This is a genomic window from Nocardiopsis sp. LOL_012, assembly GCF_048060475.1.
Taxonomy (GTDB): Bacteria; Actinomycetota; Actinomycetes; order Streptosporangiales; family Streptosporangiaceae; genus Nocardiopsis.
The window spans coordinates 121096-139450 of record NZ_JBHMIV010000010.1 but is presented as its reverse complement, the minus strand read 5'-3'; the positions used below and the strand labels follow the sequence as shown (position 1 = coordinate 139450).

The following is an 18355-nucleotide window of genomic DNA, read 5'->3' as shown; positions in this document are numbered from 1 at the left end:
CGGAGTTGTTGTCCGCGGAGGCGGGGGCGGACAGGGCGCCCAGCGCCAGGCCGGTGGCGAGAGCGATTCCGGAGATCTTGGCGATACGCCGCATGATGGTCACCTTTCGGAAGTACACAATGGGGCGGCTGGAGCCGCCGGAAATAACTTAGCGTAGTGCGGCGATCGCTTGGTGTGCTTCCTCGGGGGAATCCGGGTTTTCCTGAGTTTTTCCTTGCTACGGAGGGCGACATGAACGACATGCCCTCTTGTTCCGTGGCTCTGATGCGCCACGGCGAAAGGATCGTCCGAGCGGCCCGACGACGAATGCATCGGAATCTGACTTACCGGGGTGAAAGAACACAAAAGGGGCCCGCGCACCGCGCGGGCCCCGGAGACGGAAGGCTGCTACCAGCCGGGCTGCTGGCCGTAGCCCGGGTACTGCTGGCCGTACCCCGGCTGCTGCCCGTAACCCGGGTACTGCTGCGGGTCGTACTGCGGCTGGCCGTACCCGGGGTACTGCTGGGGGTCGTAGCCCGGGTACTGCTGGCCGTACCCCGGCTGCGGTGCGTAGCCCGGGTACTGCTGCTGGGCGCCGGTCGCCGGGTTCTGCGGCACCTGCTGCTGGCCGGACTGGTCCTGCTGGACGGGCTGCTCCGGCTGCTGGGCCTGCGGGTCCGGGCGGAAGATGAACAGGCGGCAGGAGGCCTTGTCGTCGTCGGCCTCACCGGGAGTGGTCATCTCCAGGCGCCACCCCACCTCCTCGATCCCCTCCAGGATGCGGGTCAGACCGGGGCGCAGCTTGCTGTCCCTGTCGTCGTAGGAGTTGACGTCGAGCTGGACCACGAACATCCGCCGCTTCTGCTGCGCGGCGACCTTCGCGTGCTCGACGACGGTGCTGTCCCTGACGACCTGCGTGACGCTCATGAGAAACCGTACCCATCTGCTCTGAATCGGAGCTGCTTCACCCGTCTGGCGCTACCCGGTATCCGTGTCCACCAAGGCGGGACTCCGCCGGGCTCCGCAACCATCATGCCTTCAATACACACATCTGGCCACAGAAAGTGCGGAACAGCGGCACCTACGACGCCGCGGCCCGGACCGCCTCCGCGACCGGCGTCTCACCGTTCACCAGATTGAGAGTCCTCCCGACCGTCCCCGGTTCGTCCAGGAGGGCGACGACCACCGCGGCGACGTCGTCCCTGGTCACCTCGGCGCGCTCGACGTCCTCCCCGAGCGCTACCCTCCCGGTCCCGGGATCGTCGGTGAGCCGCCCCGGGCGCAGGATCGTCCAGTCCAGCTCCAGGTGGCGCTCCCGCAGGTCGGCGTCGGCAGCGCGCTTGGCCTCCACATAGGCGGCCCAGACCTCGTCGGTGCCCTCCGGGACGGGCTCGTCCACGTTGATGGCCGAGACCTGCACCAGGCGGCGCACACCCGACAGCGAGGCCGCGTCCGCGGTCAGGACGGCGGCCGCGCGGTCGACGGTCTCCTTGCGGGCCGCGCCGCTGCCCGGTCCCGCGCCCGCGGCGAACACCACGGCGTCCGCGTTCATGAGCTTCTCCGCCAACTCGGTGACGGTGGCCTTCTCCAGGTCGACCACCACGGGCTCGGCCCCGGCGTCGCGGACGTCCTGGGCGTGGTCGGGGTTGCGGATGAGGGCGACGGGTTCGTCTCCGCGGTCGGCCAGTAGCCCGGCCAGGCGCAGTGCGATCTTCCCGTGTCCCCCGGCGATGACGATACGCATGCCAGCAGCGTAGGCCCCGCCGCCCGGAGAGGGAGCACATCCCCGGCGGCGGGGCGCCGACAGCGGATCAGGAGACCGTCCAGGTGTCCCCGCCCGACAACAGGTCGGCCAGGTCGCCCGGGCCCCGTTCCGCGCGCTCCTCGGCGATCTGCCGGTTGAGCAGCTCGTCATAGCTGGGGCGCCGCACGTCGCGGAACACGCCGATCGGCACGTGCTCGAACGCGGGCTGGTCCAGCCGGGAGAGGGCGAAGGCGTAGCCGGGGTCCTCCCTGTGCGCGTCGTGCCGGATGACCCGGTCCTCACCGACGGTGCCGGTGTCCACGACCTCCAGACCGCCGAACTCCCCGGCGACCACGCCCCGGTCCGCGCCCAGCCGCAGCGGCTCGCCGTGCTCCATGCGCAGCAGCCGCACGTCCCGGTCGGCGGGGGACTTCAGAGGCGCGAAGGCGTCGTCGTTGAAGATCGGGCAGTTCTGGTAGATCTCCACGAACGAGGCGCCCGGGTAGTCCGCCGCCGCGCGCAGAACCGACGTGAGGTGCTTGCGGTCGGAGTCGATCGTGCGCGCCACGAACCCGGCCTCGGCGCCCAGCGCGAGCGACACCGGGTTGAACGGGTGGTCCAGGGAGCCCACCGGCGAGGACTTGGTGACCTTGCCCGCCTCCGAGGTGGGGGAGTACTGCCCCTTGGTCAGCCCGTAGATCCGGTTGTTGAACAGCAGGACGTTGATGTTGACGTTGCGCCGCAGCGCGTGGATCAGGTGGTTGCCGCCGATCGACAGCCCGTCCCCGTCACCGGTGACCACCCACACCGACAGGTCCGGGCGGCTGCTCGCCAGCCCCGTCGCGATCGCCGGGGCGCGCCCGTGGATCGAGTGCATGCCGTAGGTGCTCAGGTAGTAGGGGAACCGGGAGGAGCAGCCGATCCCGGATACGATCACGATGTTCTCGCGCGGCACCCCCAACAGGGGCAGGAACGACTGGAAGGCCGCCAGGATCGCGTAGTCACCGCAGCCGGGGCACCAGCGCACCTCCTGGTCGGACTTGAAGTCCTTCATCGTGTAGGTCGTGTCGGCCCTGGGCACCAGGCGCAGGCCGGTGAGGCCGCTCCCGGAGCCGTTGGCCGCAGGTCCGCCGTTCTCACTCGCCACCGTCGATGACCTCCTGGAGCACGTCCGCCAGTTCCTCGGCCTTGAAAGGCAGGCCGCGCACCTTGTTGTAACCGATGACATCGACCAGGAACCGGCCCCGCAGCAGCAGGGCGAGCTGGCCGAGGTTGATCTCCGGGACCACCACCCGGTCGTAGCGGCTCAGCGCCTCACCGAGGTCGGGCGGGAAGGGGTTGAGGTGGCGCAGGTGGGCCTGGGCCACCCGGCCGCCCGCCCGCCGGACCCGGCGCACCGCGGCGGTGATCGAACCGTAGGTGCCGCCCCACCCCAGGACCAGGACGTCGGCGTCCCCGGTGGGGTCGGACACCTCCAGCGGGGCGATGTCGCGGGCGATGGCGTCGATCTTCGCCTGCCTGGTGCGCACCATGAGGTCGTGGTTGGCCGGGGTGTAGGAGATGTCGCCGGTCCGGGCGTGCTTCTCGATCCCGCCGATCCGGTGTTCCAGCCCCGCGGTCCCCGGGACCGCCCAGGGCCGGGCCAGCGTCCGCGCGTCGCGCTCGTAGGGCAGGAAGGAGCCGTCGGAGCCGTTCGGAACGGTGGCGAAGCCGGGTTCGATCACGGGCAGCGTGTCCACCGACGGGAGCCGCCACGGCTCCGACCCGTTGGCCAGGTAGCCGTCCGAGAGCATCACCACGGGGGTGCGGTAGGTCACCGCCAGCCGCACCGCCTCCAAGGCGGTGTCGAAGCAGTCGGCGGGTGAGGCCGACGCCACGACCGGCAGGGGCGACTCCCCGTTGCGGCCGTGCAGGGCCAGCAGCAGATCGGTCTGCTCAGTCTTGGTCGGCATGCCCGTGCTGGGGCCGGCGCGCTGGACGTCGACCACCACCAGCGGGAGCTCGGTCATGACCGCCAGGCCGATGGTCTCCTGCTTGAGCACCATGCCGGGGCCCGACGTGGTCGTCACGCCGAGCGCGCCGCCGAACGCCGCGCCCAGGGCGGCGCCCACGCCCGCGATCTCGTCCTCGGCCTGGAACGTGCGCACCCCGAACCGCTTGTGCCGCGACAGTTCGTGGAGGATGTCCGACGCCGGGGTGATGGGGTAGGAGCCCAGGAAGAGCGGCAGCCCCGACCTCTCGGACCCGGCGATCAGGCCGTAGGCCGTGGCCAGGTTCCCCGTGATGTTGCGGTAGGTGCCCGCGGGCAGCCGCGCGGGCTTGATCTCGTAGGAGACCGCGAAGTCCTCGGTGGTCTCCCCGAAGTTCCACCCGGCCCGGAAGGCGGCCAGGTTGGCCGCCAGGATGCTCGGCTTCGCGGCGAACTTGGACTTCAGGAACTCCGTCGTCCCCTCCGTCGGCCGGTTGTACATCCACGAGAGCAGGCCGAGCGCGAACATGTTCTTCGCTCGCTGGGCGTCCTTCTTCGAGATGTCGATGCCGGTGAGCGCCTCCACGGTCATCGAGGTCAGCGGTACCGCGCTGACCTTGAACCCGTCGAGGCTTCCGTCGCCGAGCGGGTCGGCGCCGTAGCCTACCTTGGCCAGGCTGCGCTTGGTGAACTCGTCGGTGTTGACGATCACCGTGGCCCCCTTGGGCAGGTCCCCGATGTTGGCCTTCAGCGCCGCGGGGTTCATCGCCACCAGGACGTCCGGGGCGTCGCCCGGGGTCACGATGTCGTGGTCGGCGAAGTGCAGTTGGAAGCTGGAGACGCCCGGCAGGGTGCCGGCGGGGGCCCGGATCTCCGCTGGGAAGTTGGGCAGGGTCGACAGGTCGTTGCCGAACGACGCTGTGTCCTGGGTGAAGCGGTCACCGGTCAACTGCATACCGTCGCCGGAGTCACCCGCGAAGCGGATGATGACCCGGTCGAGTTGTTCGATCTGTTTGGCCACTGAGATCGACGACCTCCTCGGTGAGCCGCCGGTCGCAGGGGCGGCGGCGCTCGGTTGTCAGCCTTCGGGGGAGTGCCGGTGACGGCATCCGGTCCGCGGGCGTGAGGACAGCGGTCGTGGTCCCCGCGACGGCCGGGTGCGCCAACCCGGTGCCGCGGTGCGCGGTGCCGTCGCGGCGGCCGGGGAGTGCAGGGGCCGACCGCCGACGACACCGCCGCTCGTCCACGGGTCCGGATCTCCCGGACCCGTGGATGGAGTGACAAGGACCACGTTCGCACTATAGGTGCTCGCGCGCGGCCCGCCCGCTTCCGGGTGGCGATTGTCACATCAGAGGAAGCGTGCTCCGGGAAATGTGATGAACGGCTGGTCAGGTGGGGAACGCGCGGCGGCAGGCCGCGCGTTTGTCACCATGGACGGCATCGAAGACGACAAACCGGCGGGAAGGTGGCGGCATGCACGTGAACGTGCTTCGTGCGGCGGGCCTGTTCGCCGGTACCGGTGTCCTGCTCGTGGGCGGCGGCTGGCTGGTCGCCGCGGCGGCCGGTGCCCAGTTCTGTCTGGTGCTGGTCGTGTGCGCGGGGGTGCTGGTCTATCTCTTCGGGGAGTCGCTGGCCCTGCGCGTGATGCGGGCCCGGCCGGTGGGTGAGATCGAGCGCCCCGACCTGTACCGGATCGTCCGCGAGCTGGCCACGGCCGCCCGGCAGCCGATGCCCCGGCTCTACCTGTCCCCCATCCCCTCGCCCAACGCCTTCGCCACCGGCGGCAGCCCGCGCCGGGCGGCGCTGTGCTGCACCACGGGACTGCTGCGCACTCTGAACGAACGGGAGCTGCGGGCCGTGCTGGCGCACGAGCTGGCGCACATCCGCGCGCACGACACCCTGATCAGCTCGGTCGCCTCGATCCTGACCGCGCTGATCGCCGCGCTCACCGCGGTCACGTTCCTGCTGCCGCTGGGGGAGTCGGAGGAGACCGACATGCCCAACCTGCTGGGCGGGCTGATGCTGGCGCTGCTGGCCCCGGTGGCCGGGGCGGTCGTCTACTGCGGGGTCGGGCGCCGCCGCGAGTTCAGGGCCGACGAGGAGGCGGCGCGGCTGACGGGCGACCCGATGGCCCTGGCGCGTGCACTGCGCAAGCTGGAGACGGGTACGCGCACCCACCCGCTGCCGCAGCAGCGCCTCCTGCTGCCCGCGGCGCACCTGATGACCACCAACCCGTTCCCCGCCGGCGCGGGACGCCTGTTCTCCGCCCACCCGCCCGTGGACGAGCGGGTCCGGCGGTTGCGCCGACTGCACGGCGAGTGGAACCCGGGCTGACGGAGCCGGACCGCCCCGACCGGGCGGCCCGGTCGGCCACGGCTACCGGTAGTTCACGAACTGCAGGGCCACGTCGTAGTCCTGCTCCTCGATGAGCCTCTTCGTGCTCTGGAGGTCGTCCTTCTTCTTGGAGCTCACACGCAGCTCGTCACCCTGGATCTGCGACTTGACGCCCTTGGGGGCCTCGTCGCGGATGAGCTTGGAGATCTTCTTGGCGTACTCCTGGGTGATGCCCTCCTTGAGCCCGATCGGCAGGCGGTACTCCTTGCCCGAGGGCTTGGGCTCGTCGGCGGGCTCGATGGTCTTCAGGGAGACCTTGCGCTTGACGAGCTTGTCCTTGAAGACCTCCAGGGCCGCGGTGGCGCGCTCCTCGGTACTGCTGGTGATCTCGACCTCCTCACCCTTCCAGGCGATGCCGGTTCCGGTGCCCTTGAAGTCGAACCGCTGGGACAGTTCCTTGTCCGCCTGCCTCAGGGCGTTGTCGATCTCCTGACGGTCGAGTTTGGACACGACGTCGAAACTGGATTCGGCGGCCACGTACGCTCACACCCCGCTGTCTGTCATGGGAGCGGACGCCCGGCGGGCGCCCGCGCGGTCTCGTCCGGCCCGAGCCGGAAGGTCCGGCCGGGCGGGGTTCCCGAGCTTAGCCGGGCGCTGCTCGGAGGCGTCGGGAACCACCACGGCGACAGCGCGCGGCTTAATCGATTTCAGGTTTGGGTCGATCATCCGCTACTCTCGTTCATGCGTCGCGACGAACACGTCGCCGCAGCCCAGGCAGGTTGCCCGAGCGGCCAATGGGAGCGGACTGTAAATCCGTCGGCTTTGCCTTCCAAGGTTCGAATCCTTGACCTGCCACCCTGGGGAAAGGCCCCGGTGACCAGCACAAACGCTGGACACCGGGGCCTTTCGCGTTCCCGGCCGGTCACGGCCGTTCCCGGCTCTCCACGGGACGGTCACGGAACACCTGTGGAACAGCCGTGGAACACCTCTCGGCACTCCCCTGGAGCGCCCGCTCACCTCGGGCGTCCCCCACCCCCCTCTTGGGTGATGTGCGTCACATATCCTCGCGCGGTGTGACGGCGCTGGGGGTGCCTCGTGGGATTCGGACGATCGCGAAGGTGCCACGGTGAAGTCACGCGATGATCACTGAGGGTGGCGGCTTTTTGGCGGGTTCGCTCGGTTCTCTCTTCGCGGGGGCGGGGTCGGCGGCGCCTCTGGGGGTGGAAGATCCGCATGGGCGGAGATCATGAATATAGTCGGGAAAACGACAATTGAACTCTCTATAAAAAGAGCATCTCCGACAATTTGGACAAAATAACCTCGGGGTTTCGGCGTTGACAAAACCCGGGGGGCGGATGATGATTGCCTTAGTCCACCGCGACACAGGTGCAACAACGCCTGCGTCTTTTTCTGTTGAACCTCGTATTTCGTCTCGGGGAAATCATGATCAAGAAGATGGCCGCTGCTGGCCTGGTCGCCGGTGCCGCTATGGGTGCGCTCCTCACCGGAGCCCCCGTTTACGCCTCGCACGGTGGTGACCAGCAGTTCAACCAGAACCTGCAGGTGGTCCCGATCCAGTCCTGCAACCTGACCGGCAGCGTCGGCCTGGTTGCCATCACCATTCCGATCCTGTCGCCGCAGACCACGGGCGACTGCGTGAACGGGCCTGTCGGCACCAACATCAGCTAGTTCCGGCAACAGTCCGACCGAGACATCTATTCACGTTTTCAGAAGGGAAATACACATGCTGCGTAAGCTCGGTGTTGCCGGCCTTGTGGCTGGTGCCGCTTTCGGTTTCGTCCTTTCCGGCTCCCCGGCCATGGCTCACGGCCACGGCGGTTCGCACGGTGGCGACCAGCAGTACAACCAGAACCTCCAGGCCATTCCGGTCCAGCTCTGCAACACGGACCTGGCCCTCGGCCTGGTCGCGGGTGTGAACGTCCCGATCCTGTCGCCGGACACCGCCGGTGACTGCACCAACGGCCCCGTTGCCACGAACGTCGACTAGGAGATTCCGACCATGTTGCGCAAGTTCACTGCTGCCAGTGCCATCGCCGGAATCGCCCTGGGGGCCATGCTGGCCGCCGCTCCCGCCTCCGCGGGGGGGTCGCACGGTGGTGACCAGCAGTTCAACCAGAACCTGCAGCTCGTTCCCATCCAGCTCTGCAACACGGACCTGGCCCTCGGCCTGGTCGCGGGTGTGAACGTCCCGATCCTGTCGCCGGACACCGCCGGTGACTGCACCAACGGCCCCGTTGCCACGAACGTCGACTAGGAGATTCCGACCATGTTGCGCAAGTTCACTGCTGCCAGTGCCATCGCCGGAATCGCCCTGGGGGCCATGCTGGCCGCCGCTCCCGCCTCCGCGGGGGGGTCGCACGGTGGTGACCAGCAGTTCAACCAGAACCTGCAGCTCGTTCCCATCCAGCTCTGCAACACCGACCTCGCCCTCGGCGCGCTCGGTGTGAACGTCCCGGTCCTGTCGCCGGACACCGCCGGTGACTGCACCAACGGCCCGGTCGGCACCAACATCGACTAGGAACCGTTCGGCGTGTCGCCCGGCCCCGCAGCGGCCGACGGCGTCCACGGGTCCGCGCCCGGTGCGGCGCGTGCGGTCCCGGCGGGCTCCACCGGACCCCGTCGCGGCGGTCGGCGACCGAGAACAGAAGTGGGAGGCCCTCCGGCTCGGCCGGAGGGCCTCTCCGTTTTTCCAACGCACGGTCAGGCATATGGAGGAGGCCGGAATGAAACGTGGTGTTCTGCTGAGTGGCGCGGTCGCGCTGACGGTGGCGTCCTGTGGCGGTCAGACGGCCGTACCGGGGGGGTCCATCGGCAAGGAGCCCCGGCCCGCGTCCGAGGGGGCGGCGCCCGTCACCGCCGGGGACGGCGAGACCTACGTGTTCAACACCCACGGCCACGAGCGGGGCAGGGCCGACCAGCGCCCCGACTCCTACGTCGCCACGGAGTTCACCACGTTCTCCGGCATGGAGTGGGAGAAGTGGTCGGCGGGCACCGCGCGCGGCCAGGGAGGGGTCTCGGGGACGTGGTGCCTCCACGAGGGCTGCACGGACGACCCCTACGAGGTGGACGTCGTTCTCGCCAACCCCGTGGAGGTCGAGGGCACCGCCTACTTCTCCACCTACGCCGTGAGCGGCGGGGACATGCCCGATGACATGCGCCGCGCCATGGCGGAGGCCGACGGGGGACGACTGGCCCTGCCTCCCGGGTGACACCTCGCGGCCACCGGTGGAACATGTTCCCGAGAATCGATCCAAACTTCAGAAAAAGTACATAATCCCTGCTCAATGCGGGTGGGAGGGCTGGTTCGGCCGGGTCATCAGGGGCCGAACCGGGTGTGGTGTGTCCAGGAGGTCTCTAGTCTGCTGAAGTGTGGGATTCAAGCAGCCCGCGGACGACCGCGCGGACGAAGGACAGGGGACCGGCGAGCAGTCGGCGCCGCGGCACGGCCGTGCCGCGCTCCTACGCCTGGCCTCCTGGTTCGAGGAGGCCGGGCCCGACCGTGCCGACGCACTGGCCACCGCCGCGTACGGGCTCCACTCCGCACTCCACCTGGCGGGCAGGGTCGACGACCGGGTCGCCGCCACCACCAGTTGGTGGCAGGCCGACCCCGACCGCAGCACGGTCACCGAGCGGCCGGGCACACGCCCTCCCGAACCCGTCCGCGACCACCGAGCCCAGCGCGCCCGCCTGCGCGACGCCGCCGAGTCCTCCGCCCACTGGCGCCGGGCCGGAGCCGAGCAGATCGGCTCCCTGCTCGCCGAGCCCACCGGGGACCGGGCCAGCCTGAACCTGTCCGGTGCGGGCATGGAGGTCCTCATGGAGCTGCTCACCGCCGCCCTCGGCTCCGGTGACGCCAGCGGCCGGCCCACCTCCGCCGGGGACCTCGAATTCGGTCTGCGCCTCCACGTGATCCCCGCCCCCGGCGCCGAGGTCACCGTGCTCGGTGAAGGCGGCGAACTGACCCTGGAGGGGCTGCGCCTGCGCGTCACCCCCTATGGACAGCACGTCCTCGACCCCGCCGAGGAGCCTCCCCCCGCCCTCCGCGAGCCGACCGCCGCCCCAGAGGCGGCCCCCGACCCCGCCAACGAGACCACCGGCCCGATCGACCTCTCGGCGCACACGCGCCGGAGCCTGTAGGGGGTGAGGGAGACGGACGCCCACGGCGAGGACGCCGCCTTCATCGGGGAGCGCCAGGCCGCGGCCCGCGCCCTGATGGCACGGCCGCTCATCACCGCACGCACCCGCCCGGCCGAGTACGCCCTCGTGTGCTCGCACGCCGAGTGGCTGGTCCAGCGCTTCCAACGGGTTCTCGGCTACCGGCTGGTCATCGCCGAGGACCACGCGAGGCTCGTCAAGCGCGGACTCGTCGAGGAGGTCACCCGGCCCTTCACCCGCGCGACGGGCGCACGGTTCACCCCGCGCGTGCACACCTACCTCGCGCTGACCCTGGCCGTCCTCCTGGAGGACCCCGAACCCGCCCCGGTCCGCACACTCGCCGGGCGCGTCCGCTCCGTCGCGGCCGAGGCCGACATCGACGCCGACCCGCAGCGCGGACTCGGTGAGCGCCGCGCGTTCTGCGCCGCGCTGGAGTACCTCATCGGACTCGGCGCCCTCACCGAGGCCGCGGGGCGGCTCGCCGACCACCGGGCCGACGCCGCCGCAGACCCCCTGCTGCGCCCCGAACCCGGAATCGTCCGCTCCGTCGCGGCCCACCCGCCCAAGGCGGGCGACACCCCCGACTCCTTCCTGGCCGAGGCCGCCGACCCCGACCCCGACGGCGACCACGCGGGCGAGGTCGCGCTGCGCAGACTCCTCGCCGAGACCGCCGTCGTCTACCGCGAGGAACTCCCCGACCGCCAGCGCGACCGGCTGGCCGCGCACCAGTGGCGGGCCGCCTCCGCCCTCGGCGGCCTCCTCGGCCACGACACCGAGGTCCGCGCCGAGGGGGTGGCACTGGTGGCACCGGACGACACCGGCGAACACACCGGCTTCCCCACCGACGACCCCGTCGGCCAGACGGCCCTGGCCCTGATCCGACACCTCTCAGGCCGCTTGCTCCCCGGCCGCCCCACCACCTCCGTCCCCGTTCCGGACACGGAACTGGACGCCGCCCTGGACGCCCTCTGCGGCGCACGGGCGCCCGCGCGCGCCGAGTGGGCCCGCACGGCGGGCCCCGAGATCCCCGACCCGGAACGGCTCCCCGCGCGGGTGCTGGCCCTGCTGGCGGACCTCGGCCTCCTGCGCGGTGCCCCGGGGGAGCGGTACCTCACCGCTGCCGCCGCACGCTACGGAACCGACGTGGACGAGCGCGTCCCCCGCATCCAGGACAATGGCGTGGACGGCCGGACGTCCCCCGTCGAACCGGACAGGGCCGACCACGACGAGCCGGGGGTCACCACCGACCCCCGTGGCGACCTGAACCCAGTGGCGTCCGTGCCGCAAGCGGTGGCGAACGAGAAGGTGAGCGCGACCAGTGGTGACCCAGGAGACAGCGGTGACCCAAGAGACCGGCCCAGCCCCGGAGACGGTTCCGTCTGACCCGGCCGACAGCCCGCGCTACCGTCTCGAACGCGCGGGCATCCGCAACGTCTGGCAGTACGACGACCAGGTCCTCGACTTCGCCGAGGGCCGCCTCCTGCTGCGCGGACGCAACGGCGCGGGCAAGTCCAAGGCACTGGAGATGCTGCTGCCCTTCCTCCTGGACGGGGACGTCCGCCGCCTGGACACCACGGGGACCAACCGCACCAGCCTGCGGTGGCTCATGGCCGAGGGGCGCCGCCCCGCGTCGGCCGACGGCTCCGACCACACCGGTCCCGACCTGCTGGGCGGCGCCGAAACGGAGAGCCAGCGCCCCGAGACCCGCGAAGCGGACGAGGACGCCGGGCCCACCACACGCCTGGGCTACCTGTGGGTCGAGTTCACCACCGACCGCGGGGACCGCGGCCTGGACGGCGCCCGCCGGAGCGGCACCGGCAAGGGCTCCGAACCCGAACCCCCCGCCACGGCGCCGCGCCACCTCACCCTCGGCGCCGCCGTCCTGGCCGTCGGGGACTCCGACCCCCGGTGCGTGTTCTTCGTCACCGAGCGCCGAGTGGGCCACGACCTCGAACTGGTCACGGACGGCCGTCCCAAACCCGTCGACCGCCTGCGCTCCGAGATCGGCTCCGACAACTGCTTCACGAGCGCCGTCGCCTACCGGGCCCGGGTCATGCACAGCCTCTTCGGCATCGACGACTCCGTCCGGTACCGCAACCTCGTCCACCTCCTCTACCGCCTGCGCCGCCCCACCATCGGCGACCGCCTGGAGGCCGGCGAACTCGTCAGCGTCCTGTCCGAGGCCCTGCCCCCCATGGACGACACCGTCCTCGACGAGGTCGCGCGCAACATCGCCGACCTCGAACAGGCCAGGGACGAGAAGGCCGCCCTCACCAGGGCGGGCAGCGGCGTCGACGGATTCCTCACCGACTACCGCGGATACCTGCTCTACGCCCTGGGCACCCGTGCGGCCGAGGTCCGCGCACAACTGGACGCCTGCGAGCGCCGTACCGCCGAGGCCGACCGCCTGCGCACCGAACTCGACCGCCTGGTCGCCGCGGAGGGCCGCGTCGCCGAGGAACGCGACCAGGCCCGCCGCACCCGCGACACCGCCAACGCCGACGACGCCACCCTCGCCGCCGCCGGCACGGACGCCGCGACGGCCACCAAGGGCGCGCGCCGCGCCTACGACGCCGCGGTCGGCGCCTACATCCGCGCCGCCGAGGCCGCCTGGGTCGCCGCCGAACACGCCGAGCGCACGGAGAACCACACCGTCGAACGCCTCGGCGAGGACATCGGTGCCATCGAACGCGCCCTCGACGTGCTGCGGCACACCCACGCCGAGACCGACCGCGCCGCCACCGCGGCCGGGATCGACCCCGCCGCCCTCGGGGCCGTCCCCGACACCGCGTCCCGGGTCCACGCCCCCAGGGAGAGCACCACCCGCGTCGACCTCCAAGGGCTCGAACAGGCCGTGGAGCGCCCGCCCGTGGACGGACTGGACCTGGACACCCTGCGTGAACGCCTCGGCCTCCTCCACGACCGGCTCACCACCGCCGCCGAACACGCCGAGCACCGCACCGACACCGCCACGCGCCTCACCGAGTTCACCACCGCCGAAGCCGCCGCCGACCGCCGCCTCGTCGCCCTCACCAGCGAGGCCGAGAGCGCCGAGGCGGTACTCGAACACGCCCACACCCGCGAGCGCGGGGCCATCGCCCGACTGCGCGAGGAGAGCGCCTCCTACGCCGAGGGCGTCCGCGCCTGGACCGCCCGCCTGCGCGAATCAGGCCACGCCCACGCCCTGGGTGAGGCCATCCACGAACTGGAGGGCAGCGTGGAGCTGCCCATCAGCGAGTCCCTGCGCGTCCTGGACCCGGACGTGCCGGGTACCGTCGCCCGTCTCGCCCACGCCACGGTCGACCCGCTCCTGGAGGAGCTGCGCGCCCGCCGCGATGTCGCGGTCGGAGAGGAGGGGCGGCTCGCCGACGAACTCCACGAGCTCGCCGAACGGCGCTCGCGCGGCGCCGACCCCGCACCCGAGCGCCCGGCCTGGGCCACCCGCCCGCGGGGCGACGGCAGCGGCGTCCCCTTCCACCTCGCCGTCGATTTCGCAGAGGAGCTCAACCCGCGCGAACGCGCCGGTCTGGAGGCGGCCCTGGAGGCCAGCGGACTCCTCTGCGCCTGGATCGGCTCCGACGGCGCCGTCCACGACCCCGGCACCCGCGACCTGGTCCTCACCCCGTCCCGCCCCGCCAAGGGGCGCACCCTCCTCGACGTCCTCGTCCCCGTCGCCGAGCCCGAGACCGGAGTGGGGCACGAGGCCCTGCGCGCACTGCTGTCCTCCATCACGCTGCACTCGGACCGGCCGGGACCGATCGACGGAACCGCCGCCAAGCACCGCCGCGACGCCACCGTCGCCACGGTCAGCTCCGTGTCCCTCAACGGCTCCTGGAGCCTCGGGGTGGCCTCCGGGGCCCACCACAAGAGCGAACCCGAGTTCATCGGCAGGGCCGCACGCAAGCGTGCCCGCGACCGCCAGACCGCCAACACCGCCCGCAGGATCGACATCGCCGAGGCCCTGCTCTCGGAGGCGGGCGAACGCCGCTGGGCGGTCGAGAACGCCTACGCCGAGCTCCTGGAGGTCTCCCGGGACCTTCCCGACCCCGCCCCGCTCACCCGCGCCTGGGCGGCCCTCGACGCAGCCCGCACCGACGTGGCCGCCGCCCGCCGCGCCCAGGAGAGCGCCCAGCGCGAGGCCGAGCGGACGCGTACCGAACTCCTCGACCTGCGCTCCGGGCTCCGCGAGGCCGCGGCAGCGCACTCCCTGCCCACCGGCCGCGCCGACCTCGACAGCACCCTGCGCGCCCTCGACCACCTGCGCGTCCTGGTCGCCGCCGCGCTGAGGGACCTCGACGTCCTCGCCTGGAACCTCGCCGACCACGAACGCCACGTCACGGACTGGCGGCGCGCCCGCGCAGACCGGGTCCTCGCCGAGGACGCCCGCGCGGCCGCCATCGACGACATGATCACGGTCCGCCGCCAGTTCGAACTCGGGGAACGCGCCGGCGGCGCCTCCGCGGAACAGCTCGACACCGCCCGCGCCCAGGTCCGGGCCCGGGCCCAGGACGCCGCCCGCCGCCTGCCCGAACTCGAACGCGCGGCCCAGGACGCCCGGGACCGGCGCGTCAGCGCCGAGGCCCGGCTCGACGCCGCCACCCGCGAGCGGGCCGAACAGGTCCGCCGCGCGCTCGTCGCCGGGGACGCTCTCGTCTCCTCCGTCACCACGGGCCCGGGCACCTCCGGGGACGCTCCCGACACGGTCCTGCTCGACGCCGCCGGACTCAAGGCGTGCGCCGGATCCGACGCGCCCCTCGCCCGGTACCTGGCGGCCCGCTCCGAGGCCGACGCAGCGGAGCCCGCGGCGACCGCCCCAGCCTCCCTGCCGGGCCCCGACGTCCGACTCGCGCTCCTGGAGGCCTTCGTCCGCCAGGTCGAGGAGGGGATCGCCGCGCAGGACGGTGTCACCGGGGTCGACGACAGCGGCATCCTCAGCAGCCGGGAGGACCTCCAGCGGCTGCTGTCCTCGATCGGCTGGTCGCAGACGCGCGCCGAGCTCAGCGAACCGCGCGGGATCAAGCGCCTCACCGTCCACGACGAGGACGGTGTCCACGACGTCACCGCCTACGCCGAACGCGTCACCGCCGCGGCCGCACGCGCGGAGGAGACCGTCGCCGTCGCCGAGGAGGAGGCCTTCGAACGCCACCTGCTCGGCGAGCTCGCCGGACACCTCTCCCGCCAGATCGACGAGGCGCGCGCCCTCATCGCCACCATGAACGGCGTGCTCAAGGACGTGACCACCTCAGCCGGGCTCGGCGTCCGCCTGGACTGGGACCTGGCCCCCGACGCCGGGGCCGACATCGAGGCCGTCGTCCCGCTGCTGGCCACACCCGCGGAGAAGCGCTCACGGGTCCAGACCACCCGGTTGCGCGACGCCCTGCGCCGCTGCATCGAGGCGATCCGCCGACTCGACCCCACCGCCACCGGGGGAGCGCAGTTGCGCGCGGCCCTGGACTACCGGTCCTGGTTCGCCTTCACCGTCTACGTCACCGACGGCACCGGGGACGAGCGCAGGCTCGGCCACCGCACCGCGCTCAGCCAGGGCGAACAGAGGGTCGTGGCCTACCTGGTGCTGTTCGCCGCGGCGGCGGCCCAGTTCGACGCGCTCGCGGCACAGGCGCCCTGGGCACCCAGGCTCATCCTCCTGGACGACGCCTTCGCCAAGGTCGACGAGCCCACGCACGGCCGACTGCTCGGCCTGCTCGTCGAACTCGACCTCGATTTCGTCCTCACCTCGGAGCGCGTCTGGGGATGCTTCGCGAGTGTGCCCAGCCTCAACATCTACGAGTGCCTGCGCGACCCCAACGTGCCCGGGATCGCCACACTGCACTTCACCTGGGACGGAAGCAGACGCAGACTCGTGGGGGTGTAGGGCTCGTGCACCGGTGGCGGGAGGACCGGCCGAGCGGAGCCCTTCCTCCCGGCTTGTCCTAATCTGCTTGTGCAGGAACGACACGGAGCGGGGTGGCGCGGGTGACAGGGGTATCCGGGGCGTATGGCGGCGCGGGAAGCGACGTTCCCGTACCCGCGAGCGACCCCACGACGGAGCGGATCCTGGGCGCGCTGGCGCGCTCCGGGCCGCCCGGCGAGGCGCGGTCGTGGGTCACCGCGGCCCTGTGGGGCGACGACGCCCTGGAGGCGCTCCTCGACGGCCGGCCGGCCCCCGACGCCCCCCAGGGCGGCCTGGCCGGGGCGGACGCGCCCCCCGGGCCGATGCGCCGCGCCTACCTGGCCGGGATCCGGGTCCAGGGCTTCCGGGGGATCGGCCGGCCCGCCGAACTCGCCTTCCCGCCCGGACCGGGCCTCACCGTCATCGTCGGCCGCAACGGCTCGGGCAAGTCGAGTTTCGCCGAGGCCGCCGAGGCCGCGCTCACCGGCCGCAACCCCCGCTGGGACGCCATGCCCACCGGCTGGCGCGACGGCTGGCGCAACCTCCACTACGACGAGCGCACCGAGGCCACCGTCGACCTGCACATCGCCGGGGACCCCGGGCCGACCCGGGTCACCCGCCGATGGACGGGCGAGAGCGTGCGCTCGGCTCGGGGCGAGGTCGTCCACCCCGGCGGCGAGGTCTCCTCCCTGCGCACCCTGTCGTGGGGCGAGCACCTGGTCCGCTACCGGCCCTTCCTGTCCTACGACGAGCTCGGCCGCACCGTGACCGGGCGGGCCGCCGAGCTCTACGACACCCTCACCGCCCTCCTCGGCCTCAGCGAGCTCGCCGAGGCCGAGCGCCGCCTGGCCCGCGTGTGCACCGGCCTGGCCAAGCGCCGCGACCGCCCCGCGCGCGAACTCAGGCTCCTGCTGGAGGCCCTCAAGGGGTCGTCCGACCCCCGGGCCGCCCAGGCGGTCCGGATCCTGTCCTCGCCCGATCTGGACGTGGAGGCCCTGCGCCGCCTCGCGGCCGACGACGGGCCGAGCGACCCCGAACTCCACCTCGTCCTGCGCAGGCTGCGCCGCCTCGCGGTCCCCGAGCGCGTGGTGATCAGCGACGTGGTCAACGAACTGCGCGGGGCCGCCATGGAGCTGGCGATGGCCGCCGGGACCAAGGGCGACCACGCCCACGGGGTGGTCCGGCTGCTCGAACAGGCGCTGGAGCACCACCAGCGCCACCCGACGGAGACCACGTGCCCCACGTGCGCGACGGCCGGCGCCCTGGGCTCCGACTGGGTCCGCAGGGCCAACGCACAACTGCGCGCCCTGCGCCCCCAGGCCGCGACCGCCTCGGCCGCCTACGAGCGTGCCGAGGCCGCCCGCGACCAGGCCCGCTTCCTGCTGTCGCCGATGCCCTCCTGGCTGCCGCCGGAGAGCGAGCTGGGACAGGTGTGGGCCCTGTGGGAATCCGGTGCCGACATCGACGACCTGAGGGAGCTGGCCGAGCACATCGAGACGGTCGGCCGACAGTTGCGCTCCGCGGCGCTCAGCGCCCGCAGGGACGCGACCGAGCGCCTGGAGGACCCCGCCGGGGACTGGACGGACCTGGCCGAGCGGCTCTCGGGCTGGCTGGAGGACGCCGATGACGCGATCACGGCCCGGGACCGCTTGGCGCCGGCCGAGGCGGCCCTGGACTGGCTCACGGAACAGGCCAGGGCGGTGCGCTCCGAGCGCCTGGGGCCGGTGGCGGGCCAGGCGGAGCAGGTCTGGCACCGGCTGCGCCAGGAGCGCCACATCGACCTCCAGGGCATGCGCCTGATCGGCAGGGGCGCCCGGCGCCGCGTCGAGGTGGACGTGGCCGTGGACGGGGTGGGCGACCAGACCAGCGCGCCCGGACTGCTCAGCCAGGGCGAGTTCCAGGCGCTGGCACTGTCCATCTGTCTGCCGCGCGCCCTCGTGGAGGGCAACCCCTTCGGCTTCCTCATGCTCGACGATCCGGTCCAGGCGATGGACACCGAGACCGTGGAGGGTCTGGCCGGAGTCCTGGCGGAGGCGGGGCGCCACCGGCAGGTCATCGTGTTCACGCACGACACCCGCCTCTCCGACGCCCTGCGCCGACTGGGGCTGCCCGCCACCATCCGCATGATCAACCGCGACGCGATGTCCAACGTCTGGGTGGCCGAGGGCACCGTGTGAGGCGGAGCGTCGGGGCGGCCCGGGGCGTGCCCGCCCCTCTGGACTGGGCCTTCCCCACGCCGGTGGGTCCCGGGAGGGGCCGGGCG

15 protein-coding genes and 1 tRNA gene are annotated in these 18355 nt (G+C 72.2%); 11 read left to right on the top strand and 5 right to left on the bottom strand.

The features are described 5' to 3' along the window. Positions 1 to 387: 387 nt before the first annotated feature. The 4 genes from ACFHWE_RS09190 to ACFHWE_RS09175 form a co-directional block, all read right to left on the bottom strand. Positions 388 to 906, bottom strand: a complete 519-nt coding sequence (locus tag ACFHWE_RS09190; protein ID WP_416600248.1) for a hypothetical protein — start codon at positions 904 to 906, stop codon at positions 388 to 390. A 154-nt stretch (positions 907 to 1060) separates the two neighbouring features. Beyond that, entirely contained in the window at positions 1061 to 1723 is a 663-nt protein-coding gene (locus ACFHWE_RS09185) for an NAD(P)H-binding protein (RefSeq protein WP_416600246.1), read from the bottom strand. Positions 1724 to 1790: 67 nt separating this feature from the next. Further along, positions 1791 to 2870: a 2-oxoacid:ferredoxin oxidoreductase subunit beta gene (locus ACFHWE_RS09180; RefSeq protein ID WP_416600244.1), complete on the bottom strand. Its 1080-nt coding sequence runs from the start codon at positions 2868 to 2870 to the stop codon at positions 1791 to 1793. Continuing rightward, positions 2860 to 4713: a 2-oxoacid:acceptor oxidoreductase subunit alpha gene (locus ACFHWE_RS09175; protein ID WP_416600242.1), complete on the bottom strand. Its 1854-nt coding sequence runs from the start codon at positions 4711 to 4713 to the stop codon at positions 2860 to 2862. The genes ACFHWE_RS09180 and ACFHWE_RS09175 overlap by 11 nt, the downstream gene beginning before the upstream one ends. 452 nt (positions 4714 to 5165) lie before the next feature. On the opposite strand from ACFHWE_RS09175, the gene ACFHWE_RS09170 reads away from it, so the two are divergent. Then, positions 5166 to 6026, top strand: coding sequence for a M48 family metalloprotease (locus ACFHWE_RS09170; RefSeq protein WP_416600240.1), 861 nt, complete (start codon positions 5166 to 5168; stop codon positions 6024 to 6026). A gap of 42 nt (positions 6027 to 6068) precedes the next feature. On the opposite strand, the gene ACFHWE_RS09165 is transcribed toward ACFHWE_RS09170, so the two are convergent. After that, complete coding sequence (locus ACFHWE_RS09165) at positions 6069 to 6563, bottom strand: YajQ family cyclic di-GMP-binding protein (protein ID WP_028646545.1); 495 nt, start codon at positions 6561 to 6563, stop codon at positions 6069 to 6071. Between the two features lie 236 nt (positions 6564 to 6799). Here ACFHWE_RS09165 and ACFHWE_RS09160 point away from each other — a divergent pair. From ACFHWE_RS09160 to ACFHWE_RS09115, 10 genes are all read left to right on the top strand, one after another. Continuing rightward, positions 6800 to 6881 (top strand) — tRNA-Tyr (locus ACFHWE_RS09160). Positions 6882 to 7469: 588 nt separating this feature from the next. Further along, entirely contained in the window at positions 7470 to 7715 is a 246-nt protein-coding gene (locus tag ACFHWE_RS09155; protein WP_028646544.1) for a hypothetical protein, read from the top strand. A 55-nt stretch (positions 7716 to 7770) separates the two neighbouring features. Beyond that, the gene (locus ACFHWE_RS09150; protein ID WP_028646543.1) at positions 7771 to 8034 is read left to right on the top strand and encodes a hypothetical protein; all 264 of its coding nucleotides are present in this window, start codon (positions 7771 to 7773) and stop codon (positions 8032 to 8034) included. Between the two features lie 12 nt (positions 8035 to 8046). Next, positions 8047 to 8301, top strand: coding sequence for a hypothetical protein (locus ACFHWE_RS09145; RefSeq protein ID WP_028646542.1), 255 nt, complete (start codon positions 8047 to 8049; stop codon positions 8299 to 8301). A gap of 12 nt (positions 8302 to 8313) precedes the next feature. Further along, positions 8314 to 8565 (top strand): hypothetical protein, encoded by a 252-nt coding sequence (locus ACFHWE_RS09140; RefSeq protein WP_028646541.1) that lies wholly within the window; start codon positions 8314 to 8316, stop codon positions 8563 to 8565. Between the two features lie 205 nt (positions 8566 to 8770). Then, positions 8771 to 9256 carry a hypothetical protein gene (locus ACFHWE_RS09135; RefSeq protein WP_416600237.1) on the top strand — a complete coding sequence of 162 codons (486 nt, stop codon included), beginning with the start codon at positions 8771 to 8773 and terminating at the stop codon, positions 9254 to 9256. A 160-nt stretch (positions 9257 to 9416) separates the two neighbouring features. After that, positions 9417 to 10184 (top strand): DUF2397 family protein, encoded by a 768-nt coding sequence (locus tag ACFHWE_RS09130; protein ID WP_416600235.1) that lies wholly within the window; start codon positions 9417 to 9419, stop codon positions 10182 to 10184. A 3-nt stretch (positions 10185 to 10187) separates the two neighbouring features. Continuing rightward, a complete protein-coding gene (locus ACFHWE_RS09125) occupies positions 10188 to 11585 on the top strand; it encodes a TIGR02678 family protein (protein ID WP_416600233.1) in 1398 nt (465 codons plus the stop codon). Next, the gene (locus tag ACFHWE_RS09120) at positions 11542 to 16074 is read left to right on the top strand and encodes a TIGR02680 family protein (RefSeq protein ID WP_416600231.1); all 4533 of its coding nucleotides are present in this window, start codon (positions 11542 to 11544) and stop codon (positions 16072 to 16074) included. The genes ACFHWE_RS09125 and ACFHWE_RS09120 overlap by 44 nt, the downstream gene beginning before the upstream one ends. A gap of 92 nt (positions 16075 to 16166) precedes the next feature. Beyond that, the gene (locus tag ACFHWE_RS09115; RefSeq protein ID WP_416600230.1) at positions 16167 to 18269 is read left to right on the top strand and encodes an AAA family ATPase; all 2103 of its coding nucleotides are present in this window, start codon (positions 16167 to 16169) and stop codon (positions 18267 to 18269) included. Positions 18270 to 18355 lie beyond the last annotated feature (86 nt).